Annotated in this window: 19 protein-coding genes; 6 read left to right on the forward strand and 13 right to left on the reverse strand. The window is 71.1% G+C overall.

What is annotated here, in order from left to right; all coding sequences use genetic code 11:
• Positions 1 to 14: 14 nt before the first annotated feature.
• The 4 genes from MNO14_RS01170 to MNO14_RS01185 are packed head-to-tail and all read right to left on the reverse strand — an operon-like array spanning position 15 to position 4,198.
• Entirely contained in the window at positions 15 to 554 is a 540-nt protein-coding gene (locus tag MNO14_RS01170; RefSeq protein WP_241944993.1) for a DUF2231 domain-containing protein, read from the reverse strand.
• Positions 555 to 573: 19 nt separating this feature from the next.
• The gene (locus MNO14_RS01175) at positions 574 to 939 is read right to left on the reverse strand and encodes a hypothetical protein (protein ID WP_241944994.1); all 366 of its coding nucleotides are present in this window, start codon (positions 937 to 939) and stop codon (positions 574 to 576) included.
• Positions 936 to 3,479, reverse strand: coding sequence for a cytochrome c oxidase subunit I (gene ctaD, locus MNO14_RS01180; RefSeq protein WP_241944995.1), 2,544 nt, complete (start codon positions 3,477 to 3,479; stop codon positions 936 to 938). Before ctaD ends, MNO14_RS01175 begins: the two co-directional genes overlap by 4 nt.
• Complete coding sequence (locus MNO14_RS01185; RefSeq protein ID WP_241944996.1) at positions 3,476 to 4,198, reverse strand: cytochrome c oxidase subunit II; 723 nt, start codon at positions 4,196 to 4,198, stop codon at positions 3,476 to 3,478. Before MNO14_RS01185 ends, ctaD begins: the two co-directional genes overlap by 4 nt.
• Before the next feature lie 279 nt (positions 4,199 to 4,477).
• Here MNO14_RS01185 and MNO14_RS01190 point away from each other — a divergent pair, with 279 nt between their 5' ends.
• Entirely contained in the window at positions 4,478 to 5,764 is a 1,287-nt protein-coding gene (locus tag MNO14_RS01190) for a putative DNA modification/repair radical SAM protein (RefSeq protein WP_241944997.1), read from the forward strand.
• A gap of 35 nt (positions 5,765 to 5,799) precedes the next feature.
• Positions 5,800 to 7,203 (forward strand): UdgX family uracil-DNA binding protein, encoded by a 1,404-nt coding sequence (locus tag MNO14_RS01195; protein WP_241946223.1) that lies wholly within the window; start codon positions 5,800 to 5,802, stop codon positions 7,201 to 7,203.
• Positions 7,204 to 7,233: 30 nt separating this feature from the next.
• Here the strand turns inward: MNO14_RS01195 and MNO14_RS01200 are convergent, their stop codons facing one another.
• Positions 7,234 to 7,896, reverse strand: a complete 663-nt coding sequence (locus MNO14_RS01200; protein WP_241944998.1) for a PaaI family thioesterase — start codon at positions 7,894 to 7,896, stop codon at positions 7,234 to 7,236.
• Here MNO14_RS01200 and MNO14_RS01205 point away from each other — a divergent pair.
• Positions 7,871 to 9,202: a PLP-dependent aminotransferase family protein gene (locus MNO14_RS01205; protein ID WP_241944999.1), complete on the forward strand. Its 1,332-nt coding sequence runs from the start codon at positions 7,871 to 7,873 to the stop codon at positions 9,200 to 9,202. The two genes, MNO14_RS01200 and MNO14_RS01205, sit on opposite strands and share 26 nt — an antisense overlap.
• Positions 9,203 to 9,245: 43 nt before the next feature.
• Here MNO14_RS01205 and MNO14_RS01210 read toward each other — a convergent pair whose 3' ends face one another.
• Complete coding sequence (locus MNO14_RS01210; RefSeq protein ID WP_241945000.1) at positions 9,246 to 10,628, reverse strand: gluconate:H+ symporter; 1,383 nt, start codon at positions 10,626 to 10,628, stop codon at positions 9,246 to 9,248.
• Between the two features lie 184 nt (positions 10,629 to 10,812).
• Here MNO14_RS01210 and MNO14_RS01215 point away from each other — a divergent pair, with 184 nt between their 5' ends.
• Positions 10,813 to 11,241 carry a PepSY domain-containing protein gene (locus tag MNO14_RS01215; RefSeq protein ID WP_241945001.1) on the forward strand — a complete coding sequence of 143 codons (429 nt, stop codon included), beginning with the start codon at positions 10,813 to 10,815 and terminating at the stop codon, positions 11,239 to 11,241.
• A gap of 88 nt (positions 11,242 to 11,329) precedes the next feature.
• Here the strand turns inward: MNO14_RS01215 and MNO14_RS01220 are convergent, their stop codons facing one another.
• The 4 genes from MNO14_RS01220 to MNO14_RS01235 form a co-directional block, all read right to left on the reverse strand.
• Positions 11,330 to 11,830, reverse strand: a complete 501-nt coding sequence (locus tag MNO14_RS01220) for a hypothetical protein (RefSeq protein ID WP_241945002.1) — start codon at positions 11,828 to 11,830, stop codon at positions 11,330 to 11,332.
• A 42-nt stretch (positions 11,831 to 11,872) separates the two neighbouring features.
• Positions 11,873 to 12,250, reverse strand: a complete 378-nt coding sequence (locus tag MNO14_RS01225) for a hypothetical protein (RefSeq protein WP_241945003.1) — start codon at positions 12,248 to 12,250, stop codon at positions 11,873 to 11,875.
• Positions 12,251 to 12,333: 83 nt separating this feature from the next.
• Entirely contained in the window at positions 12,334 to 13,074 is a 741-nt protein-coding gene (locus MNO14_RS01230) for a hypothetical protein (RefSeq protein WP_241945004.1), read from the reverse strand.
• A gap of 96 nt (positions 13,075 to 13,170) precedes the next feature.
• Positions 13,171 to 15,195 (reverse strand): M3 family metallopeptidase, encoded by a 2,025-nt coding sequence (locus MNO14_RS01235; RefSeq protein ID WP_241945005.1) that lies wholly within the window; start codon positions 15,193 to 15,195, stop codon positions 13,171 to 13,173.
• Between the two features lie 420 nt (positions 15,196 to 15,615).
• On the opposite strand from MNO14_RS01235, the gene MNO14_RS01240 reads away from it, so the two are divergent.
• The gene (locus MNO14_RS01240; protein WP_241945006.1) at positions 15,616 to 17,247 is read left to right on the forward strand and encodes a Na+/H+ antiporter; all 1,632 of its coding nucleotides are present in this window, start codon (positions 15,616 to 15,618) and stop codon (positions 17,245 to 17,247) included.
• Positions 17,248 to 17,251: 4 nt separating this feature from the next.
• Here the strand turns inward: MNO14_RS01240 and MNO14_RS01245 are convergent, their stop codons facing one another.
• The 3 genes from MNO14_RS01245 to aroE are packed head-to-tail and all read right to left on the reverse strand — an operon-like array spanning position 17,252 to position 18,709.
• Positions 17,252 to 17,506: a YkgJ family cysteine cluster protein gene (locus tag MNO14_RS01245; protein WP_241945007.1), complete on the reverse strand. Its 255-nt coding sequence runs from the start codon at positions 17,504 to 17,506 to the stop codon at positions 17,252 to 17,254.
• Positions 17,507 to 17,518: 12 nt separating this feature from the next.
• On the reverse strand, positions 17,519 to 17,854 hold the full coding sequence (locus tag MNO14_RS01250) for a hypothetical protein (RefSeq protein WP_241945008.1): 336 nt from the start codon (positions 17,852 to 17,854) through the stop codon (positions 17,519 to 17,521).
• A gap of 9 nt (positions 17,855 to 17,863) precedes the next feature.
• Positions 17,864 to 18,709 carry a shikimate dehydrogenase gene (gene aroE, locus MNO14_RS01255; protein WP_241945009.1) on the reverse strand — a complete coding sequence of 282 codons (846 nt, stop codon included), beginning with the start codon at positions 18,707 to 18,709 and terminating at the stop codon, positions 17,864 to 17,866.
• Positions 18,710 to 18,980: 271 nt separating this feature from the next.
• On the opposite strand from aroE, the gene MNO14_RS01260 reads away from it, so the two are divergent.
• A complete protein-coding gene (locus MNO14_RS01260) occupies positions 18,981 to 21,446 on the forward strand; it encodes a S8 family serine peptidase (RefSeq protein ID WP_241945010.1) in 2,466 nt (821 codons plus the stop codon).
• Positions 21,447 to 21,483: the final 37 nt, after the last annotated feature.

The raw sequence follows: 21,483 nt of genomic DNA on the forward strand, positions 1-21,483 counted from the left end.
GCGCGCCGCCGGGGTCACTCCGTCGGCGGTGTCTTCTCCCGATCGCGGTCTTTCGGCGTCTGCGCTTCCTCGTCGCCGTAGACCCCGACGCCGTGGCGAAAGCTCAGCGTGCCACCGAGCCAACCGGCGACCGCCACCAGCAGCGCCATCACCGCCGACGACAACAGGCCCCAGGGCCAGACCGCGGCCACGGGGTCGGGCAGGCGCAACCACACGCCGAGTGCGGCCATCGCCAGCACCATCACCGCGACGATGAAATGGTTCCAGGCCGAGACGTGCCGCCGCACCACGCGGATCGACATCATGTCCATCGTGCCGACGATGCCGGCCAGGACGCCGAAGCCCAGCCCGCCGACGTTGAGCCAGAACGCCAGTTCCGCCCAGAACGGCACGCGCAGCCACAGGTACAGACCGTCGGTGACGACGACCATCGACAGGAACGCGATCGGGAAGGTCACCAGCATCGGATGGATCGGGTGCTTGGCGATCGCCACCACGCTCTCGACCGTGTGGCTCTGGGTCTTGGGAACGGGTTGTCTCAGATCCTTGCGCATCGGGGTCTCGTTGGGCGCCTCAGGCGCAGGTGGGCAGCAGCGCGACCGGCAACGCGGTGAACACGACGCCGATGGCCGCGACCAGCGCGACGAGCGCGGTCAGCAGGGGCAGGAACTGGCGGCGGTCGCCCGGCGGACGGGTCGGCGCGACCGCCTGCCGCGCGCGCCAGGCCGCACGGCCGGACCATGCGATGCCCAGCAGTGCGAGCAGTGTCAGCGCCCACAGCGCCCAGGTCATGGCCTCGAGCCCCGCGACCGGCGTGCGGCCCAGTCCGCGCGCGCAGGCCAGCCCCTGCAGGCTGTAGACGACGACGAAATGCAGCGCCCAGACCGCCAGCGGTGCGGCCATGCGGGTCAGGCTCAGGCGACCCTCGGGCCGGGTCATAGCCACCTCGGGAACAGGTGCAGCACGCCCCAGGCGACCACGCCCTGGCCCACCGCGTAACGCCAGAAGCCGGCGGCCACGCGCGACTCCAGGCTGCGCACGGCGTCCACATGGCCGCGGTGGATGCGCAGCGCGACGAAGCCGCCGATCAGCATCGCCACAACGATGTGCACCGCATGGAAGCCGGCCAGCGTCCAGACCACCGACGCGTAGGCATGGACCTGCGGCGCGCCGGTCGACTGCCAGATCGCCGGCAGGTGCAGCGCGAGGAAGGCGGCACCGGCGACGAGGGCGACGCCTTGCCAGGCGATCGCGGTCCCGCGACGTCCGGCGCGCAGCGCGCGCGGCGCGGCCCATGCCGACAGCAGCGGCACCATCAGCGCCGCGAATGCGGCGAGCGTCGGCGCCCAGGCCGCCAGCTGCGCACCGCCGGCCGGCCACGCCGGCGCGTTGAGCCACAGGTAGAAATACGCGAACACCAGCGACGCGAACAGCGAGCCGTCGATCAACAGTGTCGCCACCAGCGCCCACCAGCCCGGCGCGTTGCGCGCCGCCGCCTGCGTCGGCAGCGTCAGGCCCGGTGCGACCTCGATCGACGCCGGCGCATGGCGGTCGCCGGTGGTCCAGGCCCAGACCAGGAACACGCCGAGCAGCGGCCCCAGCATTAGCACCGACAGCCAGTACTGCGAGGTGATGAAGCCGGTCAGCAACACGCCGATCGACAGCGCCGCCAGCAGCGGCCACCAGGTCGAGGTCGAGACCCGGATCACCTGCTCGGGGCGCGCCGATTGAATGCCTGTGCCGAGGATCTCGCGGCGCCCGTCGTGCGCCTCGCCGAGCAGACCGTCGGTGCGGGTCACCTCGTCGGCGATCGCCGGGCGGTGCCACAGTGGGTAGCGGTCGCCGACCTCGGGCACCGAGGCGACGTTGTACGCCGGCACCGGCCGCGGCAGCGCCCATTCCAGCGTGCCGGCCTGCCAGGGATTGGCCTCGGCGCGGCGGCCGAGCACGAAGCACAGCGCCACATCAATCAGGATCGCGATGACCCCGACCGCCAGCACGAAGCCGGCCGCGGTCGACACCAGATTCAGCCAGTGCACGCCCAGCTCCATCGCATAGCTGTCCACGCGCCGCGGCAACCCGACCAGCCCGGTCAGGTGCATCGGCAGGAACGTCAGGTTCATGCCGATGAACACCAGCCAGAAGCCGCTGCGGCTCAACGATTCGGACGGCATGCGCCCGCTCGCCAGCGGCAGCCAGTAATAAAGCCCGGCAAACATCGGAAACATCAGCCCGCCAATCAGTACGTAATGCAGGTGGGCGACGACGAAGTGGGTGTCGTGCGCCTGCCAGTCGAACGGCACGAAGGCCAGCATCACCCCGGTCAGCCCGCCGCAGACGAACACCACGAAGAAGCCGACGATGTGCAGCATCGGCACGCGCAGCCACGGCTTGCCCGACCACAGCGTGGCGATCCACGCAAAGACCTGGATGCCGGTGGGGATGGCCACCATCATGCTCGCGGCACTGAAGAACGCCAGCGCCAGCAACGGGATGCCGACCGCGAACATGTGGTGCACCCACAGCCCGAAGCTCAGAAAGCCGGTCGCCACCAGCGCCAGCACGATCCAGGTGTAGCCCACGATCGGACGGCGGGCGAACGTCGGCACCACCATCGACACCACGCCGGCGGCCGGCAGGAAGATGATGTAGACCTCGGGATGGCCGAACAGCCAGAACAGGTGCTGCCACAGCAGCGGATCGCCGCCACGCGCGACCTCGAAGAACGCGAAATCGAACGCGCGCTGGATCTCCAGCAGTAGGCTGGCCAGGATCAGCGGTGGAAAGCCGAACGCGATCATGAAGGCGGTCACCAGCACCGCCCAGGCGAACACCGGCATGCGGGTCAGATCCATGCCCGGCGCGCGCGTGATCAGGATCGCCACGATCAGCTCCACCGCTGCGGTAACCGCGGCGATCTCGGCGAACGTCACCCCGATCAGCCAGAAATCCGCACCCTTGCCCGGCGAGTAGGTCGCATCGGTCAGCGGCGTGTACATGAACCAGCCGCCGTCGGGAACGCTGCCGAACAGGAAGCTCGAATACAGGAACAGCCCGCCGAACAGATAGCACCACCAGCCGAACGCCGAGAGCCGCGGGAACGGCAGGTCGCGCGACCCGAGCATCTTCGGGATCAGATACATCGCGAAGCCTTCCATGATCGGCACCGCGAACAGGAACATCATCGTCGTGCCGTGCATGGTCACGAACTGCGCATAGCGCTCGGGGTCGAGCACCTGCAGGCCCGGCCAGGCCAGTTGCAGCCGGATGAACATCGACAGCATGCCGCCGATCAGCAGGAACGCAAAACCGGTGACGATGAAGCGCATCGCGATCGTCGAGTGGTTGACCGCGGTCAGCTGGCCGACCAGGCCGCGCCTGTTCGACCACACGCGCTCCAGCAGCGCCAGGCGCTCGGCGTGGCGCAGGTGATCGCCCGGCGACGGCAGCACCGGATCGGGCCCCAGCCCGCCGCTCACAGCACATTCTCCGAGGCGCGGTGGCGCGGCGGCGCGCGCCCGGCCGGGGCCTGCGCCGGCGGCTGCGCGGCCAGCCATTCGGGCATCGCCTCGGCGGCCATCACCCGCACCGGAAACAGCATGCGCGCGTGCTCCAGGCCGCAGAACTCCGCGCACTGGCCGCGCATCGGTACTGCGGCATCGGCGCGCAGGCGCAGGACGTTGACGCGGCCGGGGATTGCATCGATCTTGCCGCCAAGCCGGGGCACCCAGAAGCTGTGGATCACATCCTCGCTGGTGATACGGAACTCGACCATCCGGCCGAGCGGCATCGCCAGGGCGTCGACACTCTCGCCCAGCACCCGGTCGTCGGCATCGCGATAGCGGAAATGCCATTGCCATTGCCGGGCGGTGACCTCGACGACCATGTCCGGTGTCGCGCCCACTCCCGTCACCCGCGCGCTGGTCAGGCTGCCGTAGACCAGCAGCGCGGTCAGCACCAGCGTCGGCAGCACCAGACCGCCCCACACCACCAGGCGTTCGGGTTGCCGCAATGCCTGGCCGGCCTCACGGCGGCGCAGCGCACGCCACAGCAGTGCGAGCACGAGTGCCCAGACCACGGTGAACGCGCCGGCCATCAGCCACCAGCCGAAGGCGATCTGCGCCGCGGCCGGGCCGGCGGGGTCGAGTGCCGATTGCGGGCCGGCGCAGCCGGCCAGCGCGAGGCCGCTCAGCGCCACGCCGGCGGCGATACCGGCGCGAAGGCGCCGTGGTTGTCGGTTCCGATGCTCGATGATGCCGCCCCTGGGATGCACGCGCCGCAGTCGTGTCGATCGACACCACCCGCGCTGCACGCTAACGGCCGCGGCGGCCACACGATGTGAATGCGCGCTGTCGTGCACGCCGCGACGCGGCAAGGTCGGCGATTGGCTCGGCGGACACGACCTCCTGCCGCCGCGGTTCAGCGCGGTGACGATGCCGTCTCACGGATTGAGACCTCGACCTGTCACGGTGCGCCGGTGAATCTGACCGACAAGCTCGCCGTGCTCGCCGACGCCGCCAAGTACGACGCCTCCTGTGCGTCGAGCGGTGCGAACCGGCGCGACTCGTCGAAGACCGGCGGCATCGGCAGTACCGAGGGCATGGGCATCTGCCACTCGTACACGCCCGACGGCCGCTGCGTGTCGCTGCTCAAGATCCTGCTGACGAACTTCTGCGTGTTCGATTGCGCCTACTGCGTCAATCGCGTGTCGAGCAACGTGCGCCGCGCGCGCTTCACGACTCAGGAGGTCGTGGACCTGACCCTGGATTTCTACAAGCGCAACTACATCGAAGGGTTGTTCCTGTCGAGCGGCATCATCCGCAACGGCGACTACACGATGGAGCAACTGGTCGAGGTTGCGCGCAGCCTGCGGCAGGACCATCGCTTCGGCGGCTACATCCACCTCAAGACCATCCCTGACGCCGCGCCCGAACTGCTTGCCGCGGCCGGCCGCTACGCCGACCGGCTCAGCATCAACATCGAGCTGCCGACCGAGGCCGGCATGTCGGCGCTGGCCCCGGAAAAGACCCATGCCGGCATCCATGGTGCGATGGGCGAGCTCAAGTGGCGCATCGACGAGGACAAGGACGCGCGCCGCGCCAAGCGCCAGGCCGTGGGCGTGCGCCGGGCCAAGGCGCCGCGGTTCGCGCCTGCCGGGCAGAGCACGCAGATGATCGTCGGTGCCGACGGCGCCAACGATCGTCGCATCCTCGAATCGAGCAGCCGCATGTACGGCACCTACCGCATGCGCCGCGTCTACTACTCGGCTTTCAGCCCGATTCCCGATGCCGCCAAGACCCTGCCGCTGCAGGCCCCGCCGTTGCTGCGCGAGCACCGGCTCTACCAGGCCGACTGGTTGCTGCGCTTCTACGGCTTCGATGTCGACGAGATCGCGCCCGAAGCTGCCGCCGAGGGCGTGCCAGCCGGTGACGGCACCGAGGCGGGCATGCTCGACCTCGACGTCGATCCCAAGCTCGCCTGGGCCCTGCGCAACCCGACGCGTTTCCCGGTCGATGTCAACCGCGCACCGCGCGAGATGCTGCTGCGCGTGCCGGGGCTGGGTGCGCGCAATGTCGAGCGGATCATCGCCGCGCGCCCGCACGGGGCCCTGCGCCTGGACGATCTGGCGCGGCTGCGGGTGCCGCTGAAGAAAGTCATGCCGTTCGTCGTCGTGCCTGGTCACCATCCCCGCCAGCGGCTCGACGATCCCGCCCGCCTGCGCAGCGAGCTGGCTCCGCAACCGCGCCAGGCGAGCCTGTTCTGACGCCCGTCGTGAGGTCTGCACCCGCCCACGCATGTGTGACCGCGACGGTCGACCCGCCCTGGGACGCCAGCGCCTGGCGCAGCGCGGCGCGTGCGGCGCTGTGCGCGGGGCTGCCGCCCGAGCAGCTCGATTGGAGCGGCGGCGCGCAGGGCTCGCTGCTGGGCGGCGTGGATCTCGCCGCGCTGCCCGCGCAACGCAGCGCGCCGCAGGTTCCGTCTGCTTTTTTGGCTCTGGCCGACGCCGTGCTCTGCCATCGCGCCGACGATCGTCATGGCCTCCTGTACCGCATGCTCTGGCGCATCGCGCAGGGCGAGCGTGCGCTGCTGCTGCGCGCAGCGGACCCCGACGTGCACCGCGCGCGCACGATGGCCCAGGCGGTGCGCCGCGACACCCACAAGATGAAGGCCTTCGTGCGCTTCCGCGCCGTGCCCGGCGCCGACGAGGAGTACGTTGCCTGGTTCGAGCCCGACCATTGGATCGTCGATCGCGTCGCGCCGTTCTTCGCGCGCCGCTTCGCCGGCATGCGCTGGGCGATCGTGACCCCGTACCGCAGCGCGCTGTGGGATGGCCGGACGCTGGCCTTCGCCGCCGGCGGTACGCGCGCCGACGCCCCGGCCGAGGACGCACGCGAGGACCTGTGGCGCACCTACTACGCCAACATCTTCAACCCGGCGCGGCTCAACACCACGATGATGCGCGCCGAGATGCCGCAGAAGTACTGGAAACACCTGCCCGAGACCGCATTGCTGCCGACGCTGGTGCGCGAGGCCGGCGTGCGCGTGCGCGAGATGGCCGAGCGCGAACATCAGGCGCCGCGTCGGCGTATTCCGGCCGCGCCCGCAGCGCCCGCCCCGGCGCCCGACGGCCTGGATGCGCTGCGTGAGGCCGCGCGCGATTGCCGGCGGTGTCCGCTGTGGCAACCGGCGACGCAGACGGTGTTCGGCGAAGGGCCGGGCGATGCCCGCACGATGATCGTCGGCGAGCAGCCGGGCGACGAGGAGGATCTGTCGGGCCGGCCGTTCGTCGGGCCGGCGGGCCGGCTGTTCTCGCGCGCGCTCGACGAACTCGGCATCGACCGTGGTTCGCTCTATCTGACCAATGCGGTCAAGCATTTCCGCTTCGAGCCGCGCGGCAAGCGGCGATTGCATCGTCGCCCCGATGTCGCCCACATCGAGGCCTGCAACGGCTGGCTGCGCGCCGAGATCGCGCAGCTGCGGCCCGCGCGCATCGTCTGTCTGGGCGCGACGGCGGCGCGTGCGGTGTTCGGGCCGGGCGTGCGACTGACCGAGGCGCGCGGGCTGTGGCGCACGCGCGACGATGGCGTGCGCGCCTTCGCGACCGTGCATCCGTCGTGGGTGCTGCGCCAGGGCGATCCCGACGCGCAGGCCCAGGCCTATGCCGGCTTCGTCGACGACCTGCGGCTGCTGACGGCGGCCTGATGCCGGCGTCGCCCGTGCGGGCCGGTCGCCTCAACGGCCCTGGGCGTGCTCGCCGCGCAGCGTCATGACCTTGCTGGCCATGCGCGCGACGACCTTGCCATCCTCGCGCTGGATGTCGCAGCGGTAGTGCGCGATCGTGCGGCCGCGATGTTCGGCCCAGGCATGCGCGCGCAGACGCGTACGCCAGACCGGCCGCACGAAGGTCGCGTCGAGGTCGATGCTGGTGAAGGTTTCGCCCGGCTGCATCAGCGTCGAATGCGCGGTGCCGATGGTCGCATCGGCCAGTTCGCACAACAGCCCGCCGTGCACGGTGCCTTGCTGGTTGCCGTGGCGTTCGGGATCGGCCTCCAGCTCGATGGCGGCCATCGCCTCGCTCACCGCGACGAGCCGAAAGCCCAGCAGCTGCGAAATCGCGGTGGGGTAGCGCAGAGGAATGGCAGTGGGGTCGGCAGGACGTCCATCGAGCAGGCGCTGCAGGTGGTCGAGAATCGGCAGGCGCGGTGGTTCGTGAGACATCGGCGCTCCTTGGGGCGTGAGGTGGATGGCGTGTCGGCGCGGCGTCACCAGTCCACAGGTGAGGCCGTTGAGCCGGGCCGCGCCCGCATTTCGTCCGGAAGCGTGATCGCGTAGATTGGAGCAATCAAGAAATTGTCCTAGGGACGTCTGCATGGCCACTTCGCCGGTCGCGGTCATCGTCGAGCGCCTCGCCGCGCAGATCCACAGCGGCCGGTTGGCGCCGGGCACGGCGCTGCCCACGCATCGCGAACTGGCCGCCCGGCAGGGGATCGCGGTCGCCTCGGCCAGCAAGGTCTACGCGCAGTTGCGGTCGATGGGCCTGGTCGTCGGCGAGACCGGACGCGGCACGTTCGTGCGCGATCGCCCGCCGCAGCGCGAGTGGGACAGCGGCGACGAGGCGCGACGCAGCGCGAGCGCGGTCGACCTGTCGTTCAACCATCCGACCTGGCCCGGCCAGGCGGCGCTGCTGCGCGGCATGCTGCGCGAGTTGGCCGCCTCCGGCGACCTGGCGGCGCTGATGCACCAGCAACCGCCCGGCGGGCGACGCCACGAGCGCCGGATCGTGGCCGACCTGCTGGCCGCCGCGCGCGGCATCGATGCCGATGCCGAGCGGATCCTGCTGGTCAACGGCGCCCAGCACGGCCTGGACGTGGTGGTGCGGGCGATGCTGCGGCCGCACGACGCGGTCGCGGTCGACGCCTTGGGTTACCCGGGCTTTCGCATGCTCGCCGAGCTGCAGGCGCTGGATCTGGCGCCGGTGCCCGCGTGCGCCGACGGTCCCGATCTCGACGAGCTGGAGCGGCTGTGCCGCAGCCGCCCGATCCGGGCGATCTACGCGATGCCGACGCTGCACAACCCATTGGGCTGGGTGCTCGACATCGAGCAGCGGCAGCGGCTGGTGGCGATCGCGCGACGCCACGACTGCGTGCTGATCGAGGACGCGGCCTATGCGTGGCTGGCCGAGCCGGCGCCGGTCGCGCTGGCGACGTTGGCGCCCGAACGCACCTTCCATGTCGCCAGCCTGTCCAAGAGTCTGGCCAGTGGCTTGCGCTTCGGCTACGTCGTCGTGCCTGCGGCCTGCGCGGTGCGGGTCAAGGCGGTGATCCGGGCCAGTCACTGGAGTCTGCCGAGCCTGGTGACCGCGATGGCGACGCGCTGGATCGCCGACGGCACGGTCGCGCAGCAGGAGGTCGCCTTGCGCCATGACGCGCGCCAACGCCAGGCGATCGCGGCCGACGCGCTCGCCGGTCTCGACGTGCGCGCGCATCCTGCATCGCCGTTCCTGTGGCTGCGCCTGCCCGAGGACCTGCGTATGGATGGCGCCTGCGAGGCGCTGGCCGAGCGCGGCATCGCCGTCTCCAAGGCCGAGGCCTACGCGACCGGCCGTCACGCACCGCACGCGCTGCGGCTGGCGCTGGGGTCGGTGCCGCTCGACGGACTCCAGCCGGTGCTGCGGCGCCTGCGCGACACCCTCTGGATCTGATGTCCGAGTCAGTCGGCGCACCACCTGCGGTCGTGGCGTCGTGTCAGACCAACGGCGGCAGCAGATTCATCAGCAGCACCATGCACAGCCCGACCAGCGACACGATCGACTGCACCACCGAGATGGTCTTCGTCGCCTCGCCCATGCTCATGCCGAAGGACTCCTTCACCAACCAGAAGCCCGCGTGGTTGGCGTAGTTGAAGAACAGCGAGCCGCAGCCGATGGACAGCGCCAGCAGCGGCAGGTTGAGCGTGGGCTCGGCCGCGCCCAGTGGTGCCAGCAGACCCGCCGCGCCGACCACGCCCACGGTCGCCGAGCCGGTGGAGACCGACAGCAGCATCGCGATCAGCCAGCCCAGCAGCAGCGGCGACAGGGCCAACTGCTGGCTCATGTGCACGATCGCATCGCCCACCCGGGCATCGGTCAGTACCTGCTGGAAGGCACCCCCGCCCGCGATGATCAGCAGCACGCCGGCCACCGGCTTGACGCTCTCGCCCAGCGCTTTGCGCACCGCCGTGGGCTCGCCTGGCCGCAGGACCACCATGGCCAGCATCACGCCCAGCAGCATGGCGACGATCGGATGGCCAACGAAGGCAGCGACGTGCAGCACGGTCGAGCCTTCGGGGAGCAGCACCTCCGCCACTGCATGGCACAGCATGAGCAGCGCGGGTGCCAGCGCCACGACGATGCCAAGCCCCAGTCCCGGTGGCGCGTGCTGCGCCGTCGCCGCGCCTTCAGCGGCGGCATCGGAATCGAGCAGGGCCGCGTCGGGTCTTACCGACATGCGCGGCGCGATGAACATGCCGTAGACCGGCCCCGCCAGGACGATGGCCGGGATCGCGGCGATGAAGCCGTAGAGCATGGTCGCCCCCACGCTGGTGCCCAGGGTGGCGATGGCGGTCAGCGGCCCCGGATGCGGCGGCACCATGCCGTGCATGGCGGCCAGCGCCGCGATCACCGGCACGCCCACATACACATAGGCTGAGCCGCGACCCTCGCCGTGCGACTCGAGTTTGCGGGCCACGCCGAAGATCAGCGGAAGCAGGATCACCAGCCCGACTTCGAAAAACATCGGGATGCCGATGATGAAGGCCACGCCTGCCATCGCCCACGGCAGCACACGCGGCGAGGCGCGCCGCAGGATGGCATTGGCCAGCGTGTCCGTCACGCCCGCCTGCGCCAGCACCTTGCCCAGCATGGCGCCCAGCGCCACCACCAGGCCGACGGCGCCCAGCGTCTTGCCGGCGCCGTTGCTCACCGCATGCACCAGCGCGTCCAGTGGCATGCCGGTGGCCAGGCCCGCGCCGAACGACACCAGCAACAAGGCCAGCAGCGGATGCAGCCGGGGCCGCGCCACGATCAGCAGCACCAGCACGACGACGCTGGCAAGGGCGATGAGCAGGACCTGGATATCGCTGGACGTCATGGGGGCGGCGGTGCGTGGAGGCCGGCCGCGAGCATAGTCCGCCTGCTGTCCGCCCCGTGTGTCGCCGCTGGCGACGGTGCGGCGCCGCGTCGATGAACCGCGCCCGGCATCGGCGACCGCCGTTCACTGCTGCTTCGCGCAGCCCGCAGAAGACTCGGCTCACCCTTTTCCTGGAGCCCTATCGATGAAGACGACCCTGATCCGTGGCCTGGTGTTCGCGCTGTCCCTGGCCGCCGGCGCCGCCGTTGCGCAGGACGCCATGACCAGCGCCCAGGTCCGCACCACGCTGACCGAAGGCGGCTATACCGACGTGACCGATCTCGAATTCAAGGATGGCTTATGGAAGGCCGACGCCAGGGATGCCAACGGGCGCAAGATCGATGTCCGTCTCGATCCGGCGACCGGTCGCGTCTATCCGGACACTGCCGGCGCGACGACGCTGGGCGAGGCCGACATCCGCGCCAAGCTCACTGCCGCGGGTTTCACCAAGATCGAGGACGTGAAGTTCGATGACGGCCTGTGGGAAGCCGAGGCCGATACCCGCGAAGGCCAGCGCGTCGACCTCAAGCTCGATCCGCAGGACGGGCGCGTGATCAGCCAGTCGCGCGACTGACCGCAGCGCGACACCACGCTTCGAAACGCCCGGCGCAAGCCGGGCGTTGTCGTATCAAGGATTGACGCCGTGCGCGAATGCTGCCGGATCAGTCGCCGCGCTCGGGACGCGGCACGTCGCCCGGCATCGCGTCGCGGACGCAGTTGGCGGCGGTGCGCGGTTGTTCGGGCGTTGCGACCAGGCAGTGCGCCGCGGCCTGGGCCCAGCGCGAGACCGCGTCGCGACGGTCGGCCAGCGCGCCGGTCTCGACCAGCCAGTGCGCGATGTCGAGCATGCGTTGGCGATCGTCGAGCGAGGCGACCGCATCGAGTGCCGCGGCGCTGACCACGAAACTGTGCGCGAAGGCCGCGGTCGCCCGCTCGGCGGTCTGCGCCGGGTCCAGCCGTCCGTCGTCCGCCACCAGCAGCTCCTGCAGGCGGATGGCCTCGCGCGCCTTGAGATCGCCGGCCGAGCCGATGCTCGTGCGCAGCATGACCGTCGTGCCCAATGCGCCGATGAAGATGCCGCCCAGCAGCACGAACACCGCGCCGATCATCATCGGCGTGCGCGATGCGGGCTCGGCCCGGGGAGTCGGATCGGGATGGGTCACGCCTGGCCTCCTGTGCCGGCCACAGCGGCCGGGCCGGCTAGGCTAACGCAGCCAGCCGGCGAGTTCCTCGCGGCTGAGGCGGCCATCGCGATTGCTGTCCACCGCGTCGAACTCCGCCAAGAGCGTGGGATGGGCGCGCGCCTCGGCGCGGCTGATGTAGCCGTCGCCGTTGACATCGAGCGCGGCGAAATCGATCCGGTAGGCGCTCGTCGTTGCCGGGCGCGGCTCGTAGGAGCGGATGATCACCTGCTGGCCATCGGCGCCGTCGTAGGTCACCACGCCCGTCTGGCGTCCGCTCTGCGACGACACCGCCGGCGGATCGGCGAGCGGCTCCAGTGCGCTGGTGCTCACTTGCGCGGATGCGGCGGCGGGCAGCGCGAGCGCGATCAGCGCGGCAGGCAGCAGGCGGTAGTGGGACATGGCGTGCTCCTGGGGACGAGGCCTCTACGATGCCGCGCCGATGCCATGCGGAACATGAACGCGCTGCCGCATCGCGGCACGCGTCATGCGGCCCGCTGGCGCAGCTGCAGCACGACCGTCTGCACGACCAGCAACGTCGCGATGCCCAGCGCGACCCAGGCCGAGGTCGTCGCCCCGGCCAGCGGCCAGTCGGTCTGCTTGATCCACACCGCAAACAGCCCCCACAGTGCGACCGCGGCATAAGCCGGGTTGCCGCGCATGCGCGCATTGAGCACCAGCAACAGTGCGGCCGCGATCACCCACAGCGCCAGGCTCCAGCCGAGCATGCGCGAGGTCGGCAGCCACTGGTAGGCGACGATGGTCTGCGCGATGTTGAGGAAGGCGGCCAGCGACAACCACCCCGCGTGCAGCGACAGCGCCACCCAGGCGATGCGCCGGCCGCGCGCGGCGTTGCCGTCCGACAGCCGTACCGCGCACCAGGCCAGGCACGCGAGTGCACCGACGATCACCGCGACGCACGCGATGAACTGACCGGCCGAGAACAACGGCATCCAAATCGTGGTCAGCGCGAACCCCAGGGCGGCGACCGGGGCGATACGCGCGAGCAATGGATCGTGACGGCGTGCGCCGGTCGCCTGCCAGGCGGCGTAGGCGATGTCGAGCAGGAAGATCAGGCCCCAGACCGAGAACGCGTAGCCGGCCGCGACCAGCAGCGTCGGGTAGCGCCCCGACACCGTGCCCTGGTCAGGGCCGAATGCACCGGTCTGCGACAGCCAGCCGACGATGGGCATGGCGAGCGAACACAGCAGCACGAGCAGGCGCATGGACGCGATCCAGGAGTCGACCGCGGGCATGGTCGCACGGCCGCGTGACGGCCGCGCAGTGCGGGCGCGGGGCGGTGTCGCCGACCGGCCGTGCGCTCAGGCGGCCATGCCGCTGTGCCGCAGCAATGCAGCGATGTCGGGATCGCGGCCGCGGAACGCGCGGAAGTTCTCGGCCGCATCGCGGCTGCCGCCGCGTGTCAGGATCTCGTCGCGGAACCGGGCGCCGGTCTGCGCCAGACGGTCCGGGGCCTGCTCGAACGCGGCATAGGCGTCGGCGCTGAGCACCTCGGCCCATTTGTAGCTGTAGTAGCCAGCCGCATAGCCGCCGGCGAAGATGTGCGCGAACTGGTGCGGGAACCGGTGCCAGGCCGGCGTGCGCAGCACCGCGACCTCGTCGCGCACGCGCTCGAGCAGGGCGAGTGCATCGTCCTGGGCCGGGTCGAAGCCGGCGTGCAACTGCATGTCGAACAGCGCGAACTCGATCTGGCGCAGCGTCTGCAGGCCGCTTTGGAAGTTGCGCGCGGCCAGCATGCGGTCGAACAGATCGCGCGGCAGCGGCGCGCCCGTGTCCACGTGCGCGGTCATCGCTTCGACGCGCGGCCACTCCCAGCAGAAGTTCTCCATGAACTGGCTCGGCAGTTCGACCGCGTCCCACTCCACGCCGTTGATGCCGGCGATCGGCAGTTCGCCGACCGCGGTCAGCAACTGGTGCAGGCCGTGGCCCATCTCGTGGAACAGCGTGGTCACCTCGCCGTGGGTGAACGTCGCCGGGCGACCATCGGCGCCGCGGCCGAAGTTGCACACCAGGTACACCAGCGGCGTCTGCACATGGGCGCCGGTCGCGCGACGGTTGCGGCAGTCGTCCATCCACGCACCGCCGCGCTTGCCTTCGCGCGCGTACAGGTCGAGATAGAACTGCCCGACCAGCGTGCCATCGCCGTCGACCAGCCGGTAGAAGCGCACATCCGGATGCCAGACCGGGGCGCTGTCGGTTTCGACGCGCAGACCGTAGAGGGCGTGGATCAGGTCGAACAGGCCGGCGAGCACGCGATCCTGCGTGAAGTACTGCTTGACCGTCTGTGCCGAGTAGTCGTAACGCGCCTGGCGCAGACGCTCGGCGGCGAACGCGACGTCCCAGGGCTGCAGCGTATCCAGGCCCAGCGTGTCGCGCGCGAACGTCTCGAGCGCATCGCGGTCGCGCTGGGCATGCGGACGTGCGCGCGCCGCGAGGTCGCGCAGGAAGCCGAGCACGTCGTCCGGCGAGGTCGCCATCTTGGTCGCCAGCGACAGGCTGGCGTAGTCGTCGAAGCCCAGCAACGTGGCCTGCTCGGCGCGCAGCATCAGGATCCGGGCGATCAACGGGCCGTTGTCGCGCTCCGCAGGACCGGCCTCGGACGCGCGCAGGCCGTAGGCGCGGTACAGCGTCTCGCGCAGGTCGCGATCCTCGGCGTAGGTCTGCACCGGCAGGTAACACGGCATCTGCAGCGTGAGCGTCCAGCCAGGCCGTCCGGCTTTCTCGGCGGCTGCGCGCGCCGCGGCGACGACATCATCGGGCAGGCCGGCCAGCCGCGCGGCATCGTCGACATGCAGCGAAAACGCATCGGTCGCATCGAGCACGTGCTCGGAGAACTGCGCCGACAGCGCGGCCAGCTCCTGACGGACCGCCGACAGCCGCGCCTTGCCTTCGGCGTCGAGCGCGGCGCCGCCGAGGCGGAAGTCGCGCAGTGCGTGGGCGATCACCCGTCGACGCAGCGGATCGAGGCCGAGCGCATCGGCCTCGTCGGACAGACGCCGGTACTGGGCGTACAGCGCCTCGTCCTGGGCGAGGGCGTTGAAGAAGGCGGTCACCTTCGGCAGGGCGGCGTTGTAGGCCGCGCGCAGTTCGGGCGTGTTGACCACGGCGTTCAGGTGCGAGACCTGGTTCCAGGCGCGCCCCAGGCGCTCGGTCGCATCCTCGAGCGGGACCACGACCTGCTCCCAGCCCACCGGCTGGGTCCGGCCCGCGACCGCCAGCGCGGCCTCGGCCTCGGCGACGAGCGCATCGATCGCCGGCTGCACGTGCGCCGGCGTGATGGCGTCGAAACGGGGCAGGCCGGAGAAGTCGAGCAGCGGATTGGTCATCGTCGGGCACAGCGGCTTGGGGACGTTCGATTCTAGGGGCTCGCGGCGTTGGGCGATGTCACAGACCGCTTCGCTCCTCCGCCGCGTTAGACGAAGTCGCGTTCACAACCCTTACCGCAGTGGGCTGGCGGCCGGAGGCCACGTCAAGCGCGCCATGGATGGCGCGCGCCCGAGTCAAGGCAGGATGCCTTGTCGAGTGAAGAGTGGCTTCCGGCCGGCAGCCCGCTGCCCACTTGAAGTCGAGCTGCAATGCTGGCGCGAACGACGCGCCCCTTCAGGAAACCAACTGCCATTCCAGCCTCAACCTCCGCATGCACGCGGGCTATACCGAGACACGGGCACGCACGCGATGCGCTCCCCCGCGATCGCCGGACAGCGTTATCGTGTTGGACTCCCGCGCCGCGCGCCGCCGACCGCCCCATGCATTCGATCGAAGTCGTCCTGGTGATGCTGCTGGCGGTCGTCGTCAGCGGCTATCTGACCCGCGTGCTGCAGCGCTGGCTGCCGCTTCCGCTACCGGTGGTGCAGATCGCACTGGGCGCGACGATCGCCGGCGTGTTCGGGCGGGGCGTCACGCTCGACCCGCACCTGTTCTTCGTGCTCTTCCTGCCGCCGCTGCTGTTCCTCGACGGCTGGCGGATCCCCAAGAGCGGCCTGTTCCGCGACCGTCGCGTGATCCTGCAACTGGCCCTGGGGCTGGTGGTGTTCACCGTGCTCGGCGCCGGTCTGCTGATCCACTGGATGATCCCGGCGATGCCGCTGGCGGTGGCGTTCGCGCTGGCCGCGATCCTGTCGCCGACCGATCCGGTCGCGGTGTCGTCGATCGCCGCGCGCGCACCGATTCCCTCGCGCGTCATGCACATCTTGGAGGGCGAGTCGCTGCTCAACGACGCCTCGGGCTTGGTGTGCTTCCGCTTCGCGGTGGCCGCCGCGCTGACCGGCGGCTTCTCGCTGCTCTCCGCCTCGCTGACCTTCCTGTGGGTGGCCCTGGCTGGCGTCGCGGTCGGCGCGGCGTTCACGATCGCGATCAACCGCGGACATGCGCTGGTCTCGCGCGTGTTCGGCGAGGAGGCGGGCACGCCGATCCTGATCAGCCTGCTGACGCCGTTCGGCGCCTACCTGCTGGCCGAGCAGATCGGTGCCTCAGGCATCCTCGCTGCCGTGGCAGCCGGCATCACGATGAGCTACGTCGAGCTCAGCGGCCGCGCCCTGGCGACGACCCGGGTGCAGCGCGCTGCAGTCTGGGACACGGTGCAGTTCTCGCTCAACGGCATCATCTTCGTGCTGTTGGGCGAGCAACTACCGTGGATCGTCGACCGCGCGGTGAGCACGGTGCGCGAGGCCGGCCACGTCACGCCGTGGTGGCTGCTGGTCTACGTGCTGGCGATCTACGCCGGCTTGTTCGCATTGCGCTTCGCCTGGGTGTGGGTGACCTTGTGGATCGCCCTGTCGCGCAGCGGTGCGGAGCGGCGGCTGCCGGCGACGCGGCTGGTTGCGGCGATGTCGCTGGCCGGTGTGCGCGGCGCGATCACGCTGGCGGGTGTGCTGACGCTGCCGCTGGCGCTGTATGACGGCACGCCGTTTCCGGCGCGCGACCTGGCGATTTTTCTGGCGGCGGCGGTGATCCTGATCTCGCTGCTGCTCGGCAGCTTGGTGTTGCCGCGGCTGCTGCGCGGCCTCACCGCGCCGGTCGAGGACGAGAGCGACCGTGAGATGGATCTGGCGCTGTACGAGGGCGCGGCCGCCGCGGTGGCGGCCGTGGAGCGCGCGCAGCATGCGCTGCCCGAGGCCAAATCCGAGCCCGACCTCTACGCCAGTGCCGCGGTCCGGGTCATGGCGCTGTACGAGGACCGGCTGCGCCGCGAGGCGGGCGGCGGCATCGATGCCGAAGAGCTACGCCGCGCCGATCACGCCGAGCGCGCGCTGCGCATCGCGGCCGTCGCGGCCGAGCGCGAATGCATCTACAGCCTCGCCCGCCATCGCCGGATCTCCGACGAGGTCGCGCGCCGGCTGGTCCGCGATCTCGATCTGCTCGAGGCGCGCTACCGCTGACCGACTACGGCGCCGTCGCCCGTTCCAGATGGGCGAGCAGGGCGAACGCGGCATTGCGCGATGCCCCACACATGTCCTCGGCCGGGCGCAGCGAGGCGCAGAACGCGGGTCGTTCGGGACGGCCGAACAGCCGGCAGCGCAGTGTCTCGTCGAGCTGCACACACGCCACGCCCGCCGGCTTGCCGTCGGGCATGCCGGGAATCGGCGAGGTGATCGACGGCGCGATGCAGCACGCCGCGCAGGCCGGACGGCAGTCCATCGGTGCCCGCCGTCAGCGGCGCCGGCGCACGACCGCCAGTGCCACCAGGATCAGGCCGGTCGCCTCGATCATCGCCAGTCCGATGCCGATGACGCTGTAGAACAGCCCCGTCGCCGCGAACGGCAGCGCGGCACTGGTGACATAGGCCTGCAACAGCGGATAGGTCACCGCCGCGAGCACCTGGGCGGCCAACATCACGCCGAATCCCCAGGCCGCCAGCCGCACTGCAAACGGGTCGGCCGCCCGCTGCCGCAGCACCAGCGCGAGCGCGACAGCGAGCGCGATCAGCAGCGGCACGCGAGCCGGCAACTGCATGAGCATCGACATCAACAGCGCCTGGACGTCCACCGTCGGCCCTTAGTCCGCGCTGACCAGCGCGACGTTGCGCGACTGCAGAGATGCGAACACCGCATCGGTCTCCGGGCGCACGCCGTGCCAGAGCGCGAAGCTCTCGGCCGCCTGCTCGACCAGCATGCCCAGCCCGTCGATCGCATCGCGCACGCCGTGGGCGCGCGCCCAGGCCAGGAACGGCACCGACGCCTCACCGTAGTTGAGGTCGACTGCGGCGGTGCGCATGCCCACCAGGGCGCGTGGCAGCGCCGGGACAGTGCCGGCGCGCCCGGCGGAAGTGGCGTTGACGATCAGGTCGAACTCGCCCGCCTCGCCGACGCGTTCGAGATAGCGTGGATGCACCCGCCCGGGCTCGCCGAGCGCATCGGCCAACGCGTCGGCGCGCTCGGGCGTGCGGTTGACGATCGTCAGGCCGTCGACCCCGGCTTCCAGCAGCGCCCCGGCGACCCCGCGTGCCGCGCCGCCGGCGCCGATCAGCAACGTCCGCCGCCCGCGCAGATCCAGGCCGTGGCGATCGGTCAGATCGCGGACCAGGCCGGCGCCGTCGGTGTTGTCGCCATGCCAGGTCGCGCCGCGGCGCACCAGCGTATTGACCGCGCCCACACGTTGCGCGCGTTCGGACTGCGTGTCGGCCAATGCGAACGCCGCCTCTTTCAGCGGCAGCGTGACGTTGGCGCCGGTGCCGCCCGATGTCGCGAAGGCCGTCAACGCCTCGGTGAAGGCCGAAGGCGCGGCATCGATCGCGGTGTAGTCGATCGCGATCCCGGTCTGCCGCCCGAACGCGGCATGGATCCGCGGCGACAGCGAATGGGCGACGGGATGGCCGAACACGGCGTAGCGGGGGCTGGGCATCGGGCGACTCGGGCAGGCGGCGCGCCGGTCCGGCGCGTGACGAGTCTAGGGCATGCCATCGGCATTGGCAGGGATGCGCCGGGGCGAATCGGCCGCAGCGCAGGATGCGGCCACGGCCAGGACGCGGTATACACGGAAGTGCAAGCAGGGGGACGCAGCGAGCCAGGGGGGCGCGGCGGCATCGAGAAGGTCGGGCGGGGACGGCACCCGTGCCGTGCGCGTCGGACAGGTCACCGGTGAATCACCGTATCTGAAGAGGGGAGTCTTTCGCATGTCACGTATCCGCACATTCTGCGGGGCTTCGGTCCTGCTCGGCGTCGTTGCCGTCGCCGCCGCAAGTACCGTCATTCCCGGCGCCGAGCCCGCCGCCCGGCAGGCCCTGCAGTCGGCCCGCCAGAGCGTGGGCGCGCTGCTGGGCACTGCCCCGGTCGCCTCTGCCGCCACGCCGCGCGGTGCATCGCCGGCACCGGCCGCACAAGGCCCGGGGCGCTACATCGTGGTCTTCGACGATCCGGCGCTGGCCGGCTACACCGGCGGCGTCGCCGGGCTGGCGGCGCCGGCCAAGCGCCGCGACGGCCAACGCCTGGACGTGCGCAGCGCACCGGCGCGCAGTTACCTCGGCTATCTGCAGCGGCGCCAGCGCGAAGTCGAAAGCGGCATCGCGCTGGATCTGGGGCGGTCGCTGCGGGTCGAGCGCCGGATGCAGCATGCGATCAACGGCATTGTCGTCGAGCTGGCGCCCGCCGAGGCGGCGAAGGTCGCCGCGCGCAGCGACGTGCGCTTCGTCGAGCCCTACCGCGAGTACGCGCTCGACACCGACACCGGGCCCGGCCTGATCGGCGCACCGGCGCTGTGGAACGGCGCGGTCGGCGGCCTGGGCGCGCTGCAGGGCGAAGGCGTCGTGGTCGGCATCCTCGATTCGGGCATCAACTTCGGCTCGCCGTCGTTCTCGGCGGTCGACCCGGTCGACGGCTACGTCCATACCAATCCGCTCGGCAGCGGCACGTACCTCGGCACCTGCGCGCCCGGCGGCATCGATGCCGGCCGCTGCAACGACAAGCTGATCGGCGGCTACGATTTCGTGTGCGAGGCGCCGGGGCTGACCTGTGGCCGCGAGGGCATCCGCGAGGAACCCGGCTTCGGTGATACCAACAGCCACGGCAGCCATGTCGCCTCCACCGTCGCTGGCAACCGCCGCAACGTGGTCTTCAGCGGCAACGCGCGCGCGATCTCCGGCGTGGCGCCGCGCGCGAACATCGTCGCCTTCGACATCTGCTACACGCGTCTGTCGGACGGTCAGGGCCTGTGCCCGAACGTCTCGGCAGTGGCCGCGGTCGAACAGGCGCTCGCCGACGGCATCGTCGACGTCATCAACTACTCGATCGGCGGTGGCGGCCAGCCGTGGAGCGAGGCGGTCTCGCTGGCGTTCCTGTCGGCCAGCGAGGCCGGCATCTACGTCGCGGCCTCGGCCGGCAACAGCGGTCCGGCCGCCAACAGCATGGGCCACCTCGAGCCCTGGGTCGCCTCGACCGCCGCGGCGCAGCATGGCCGCGGCGCCTTCGCGTCCGCGCTGCAGGTCACAGGGCCGTCCCCGGTGCCCGAGCCGCTGTCGCTGATCCTGCTGACCGAAGGCACCGGCGGTACGCCGCACACCGCGAGCATTCCCGGTACCACGCCGCTGCGGATCAGCGCCGGGATCGACGGGGGCACGGATGGCTGCAGCGCCTACGCTGCGGGCACGTTCCAGAACGCGATCGCAGTCGTGCGCCGCGGTAGTTGCGCGTTCTCCGACAAGGCCGCGAACGCAGCCGCAGCCGGTGCGGTCGCGGTGCTGATCGCCAACAACGCGCCGGGTGGTCTGGTGCCGTCAGTGCCGGGCGCGACCGTACCGGTGTTCTCGGTGACCCAGGCCGAGGGCGATGCGCTGCGCGACTTCGCCGCGACCCGGCCCAACGCCACCGCCGGCATCGGCTACCCGCCGCTGCCCACGCCCAACGTGCCCGACGCGCTCGGCGCCTTCAGCTCGCGCGGGCCGGCCGGGACCTTCAACCTGCTCAAGCCCGACGTGGTCGCGCCGGGTGTGTCGATCCTGGCCACGGTGGCCGGCGACACCATCACCGGCTACGAGAACGCGCTGGGTCTGATGAACGGGACTTCGATGGCCTCGCCGCACCATGCCGGCGCCGCCGCGCTGCTGCGCCAGGCCCGGCCGGACTGGTCGGTGCCCGAGATCAAGTCGGCGCTGGCACTGACCGCCAAGACCCTGGTGTACACCGAGGACGAGGTCACGCCCGGCACGCCGTTCGATCGTGGCAGCGGCCGCATCCGCGTCGATCGCGCGGCCGAGGCGGGTCTGGTGATGCACGAGACCGGTGCGCGCTACCTGGCGGCCAACCCGGCGCAGGGCGGCGATGTCGCCAACCTCAACCAGCCGGGCCTGGCCAACCGCAACTGCCAGACCAGCTGCAGCTTCGTGCGTACGTTCCGCAATCCGCATGCCCAGGCCTCGACCTGGCGGGTGCGCGTTGCCGGCGTTGCGGCGACGGCGGTGCCGGCGCAGCTGCGGGTGCCGGCCGGTGCCAGCGTCAGCGTGCGCATCACGGTCGACGCGCGCAGCCTGCCGGCCGACGGCAGCTGGCGCTTCGGTGAGGTCACGCTCGAGCCGGTCGGCGGTGCGCTCGGTCCGCAGCGCACCGCGCTGACGCTTCCGGTCGCGGTGGCCCGCCAGGCCAACTGAAGCAACGCCGCCTCCCCCGTTCGCGGGGGAGGCCGGC

Source organism: Luteimonas sp. S4-F44 (assembly GCF_022637415.1).
Taxonomy (GTDB): domain Bacteria; phylum Pseudomonadota; class Gammaproteobacteria; order Xanthomonadales; family Xanthomonadaceae; genus Luteimonas.

Excerpts from the sequence above, each read along its gene's own strand:
- MNO14_RS01170 (WP_241944993.1), bottom strand. The coding sequence starts at position 554 with ATGCGCAAGGATCTGAGACAACCCGTTCCCAAGACCCAGAGCCACACG.
- MNO14_RS01175 (WP_241944994.1), bottom strand. The coding sequence starts at position 939 with ATGACCCGGCCCGAGGGTCGCCTGAGCCTGACCCGCATGGCCGCACCG.
- MNO14_RS01205 (WP_241944999.1), top strand. The coding sequence starts at position 7,871 with ATGGCCACTTCGCCGGTCGCGGTCATCGTCGAGCGCCTCGCCGCGCAG.
- MNO14_RS01200 (WP_241944998.1), bottom strand. The coding sequence starts at position 7,896 with ATGACCGCGACCGGCGAAGTGGCCATGCAGACGTCCCTAGGACAATTT.
- MNO14_RS01210 (WP_241945000.1), bottom strand. The coding sequence starts at position 10,628 with ATGACGTCCAGCGATATCCAGGTCCTGCTCATCGCCCTTGCCAGCGTC.
- MNO14_RS01215 (WP_241945001.1), top strand. The coding sequence starts at position 10,813 with ATGAAGACGACCCTGATCCGTGGCCTGGTGTTCGCGCTGTCCCTGGCC.
- MNO14_RS01225 (WP_241945003.1), bottom strand. The coding sequence starts at position 12,250 with ATGTCCCACTACCGCCTGCTGCCTGCCGCGCTGATCGCGCTCGCGCTG.
- MNO14_RS01230 (WP_241945004.1), bottom strand. The coding sequence starts at position 13,074 with ATGCGCCTGCTCGTGCTGCTGTGTTCGCTCGCCATGCCCATCGTCGGC.
- MNO14_RS01235 (WP_241945005.1), bottom strand. The coding sequence starts at position 15,195 with ATGACCAATCCGCTGCTCGACTTCTCCGGCCTGCCCCGTTTCGACGCC.
- MNO14_RS01240 (WP_241945006.1), top strand. The coding sequence starts at position 15,616 with ATGCATTCGATCGAAGTCGTCCTGGTGATGCTGCTGGCGGTCGTCGTC.
- MNO14_RS01245 (WP_241945007.1), bottom strand. The coding sequence starts at position 17,506 with ATGGACTGCCGTCCGGCCTGCGCGGCGTGCTGCATCGCGCCGTCGATC.
- aroE (WP_241945009.1), bottom strand. The coding sequence starts at position 18,709 with ATGCCCAGCCCCCGCTACGCCGTGTTCGGCCATCCCGTCGCCCATTCG.
- MNO14_RS01260 (WP_241945010.1), top strand. The coding sequence starts at position 18,981 with ATGTCACGTATCCGCACATTCTGCGGGGCTTCGGTCCTGCTCGGCGTC.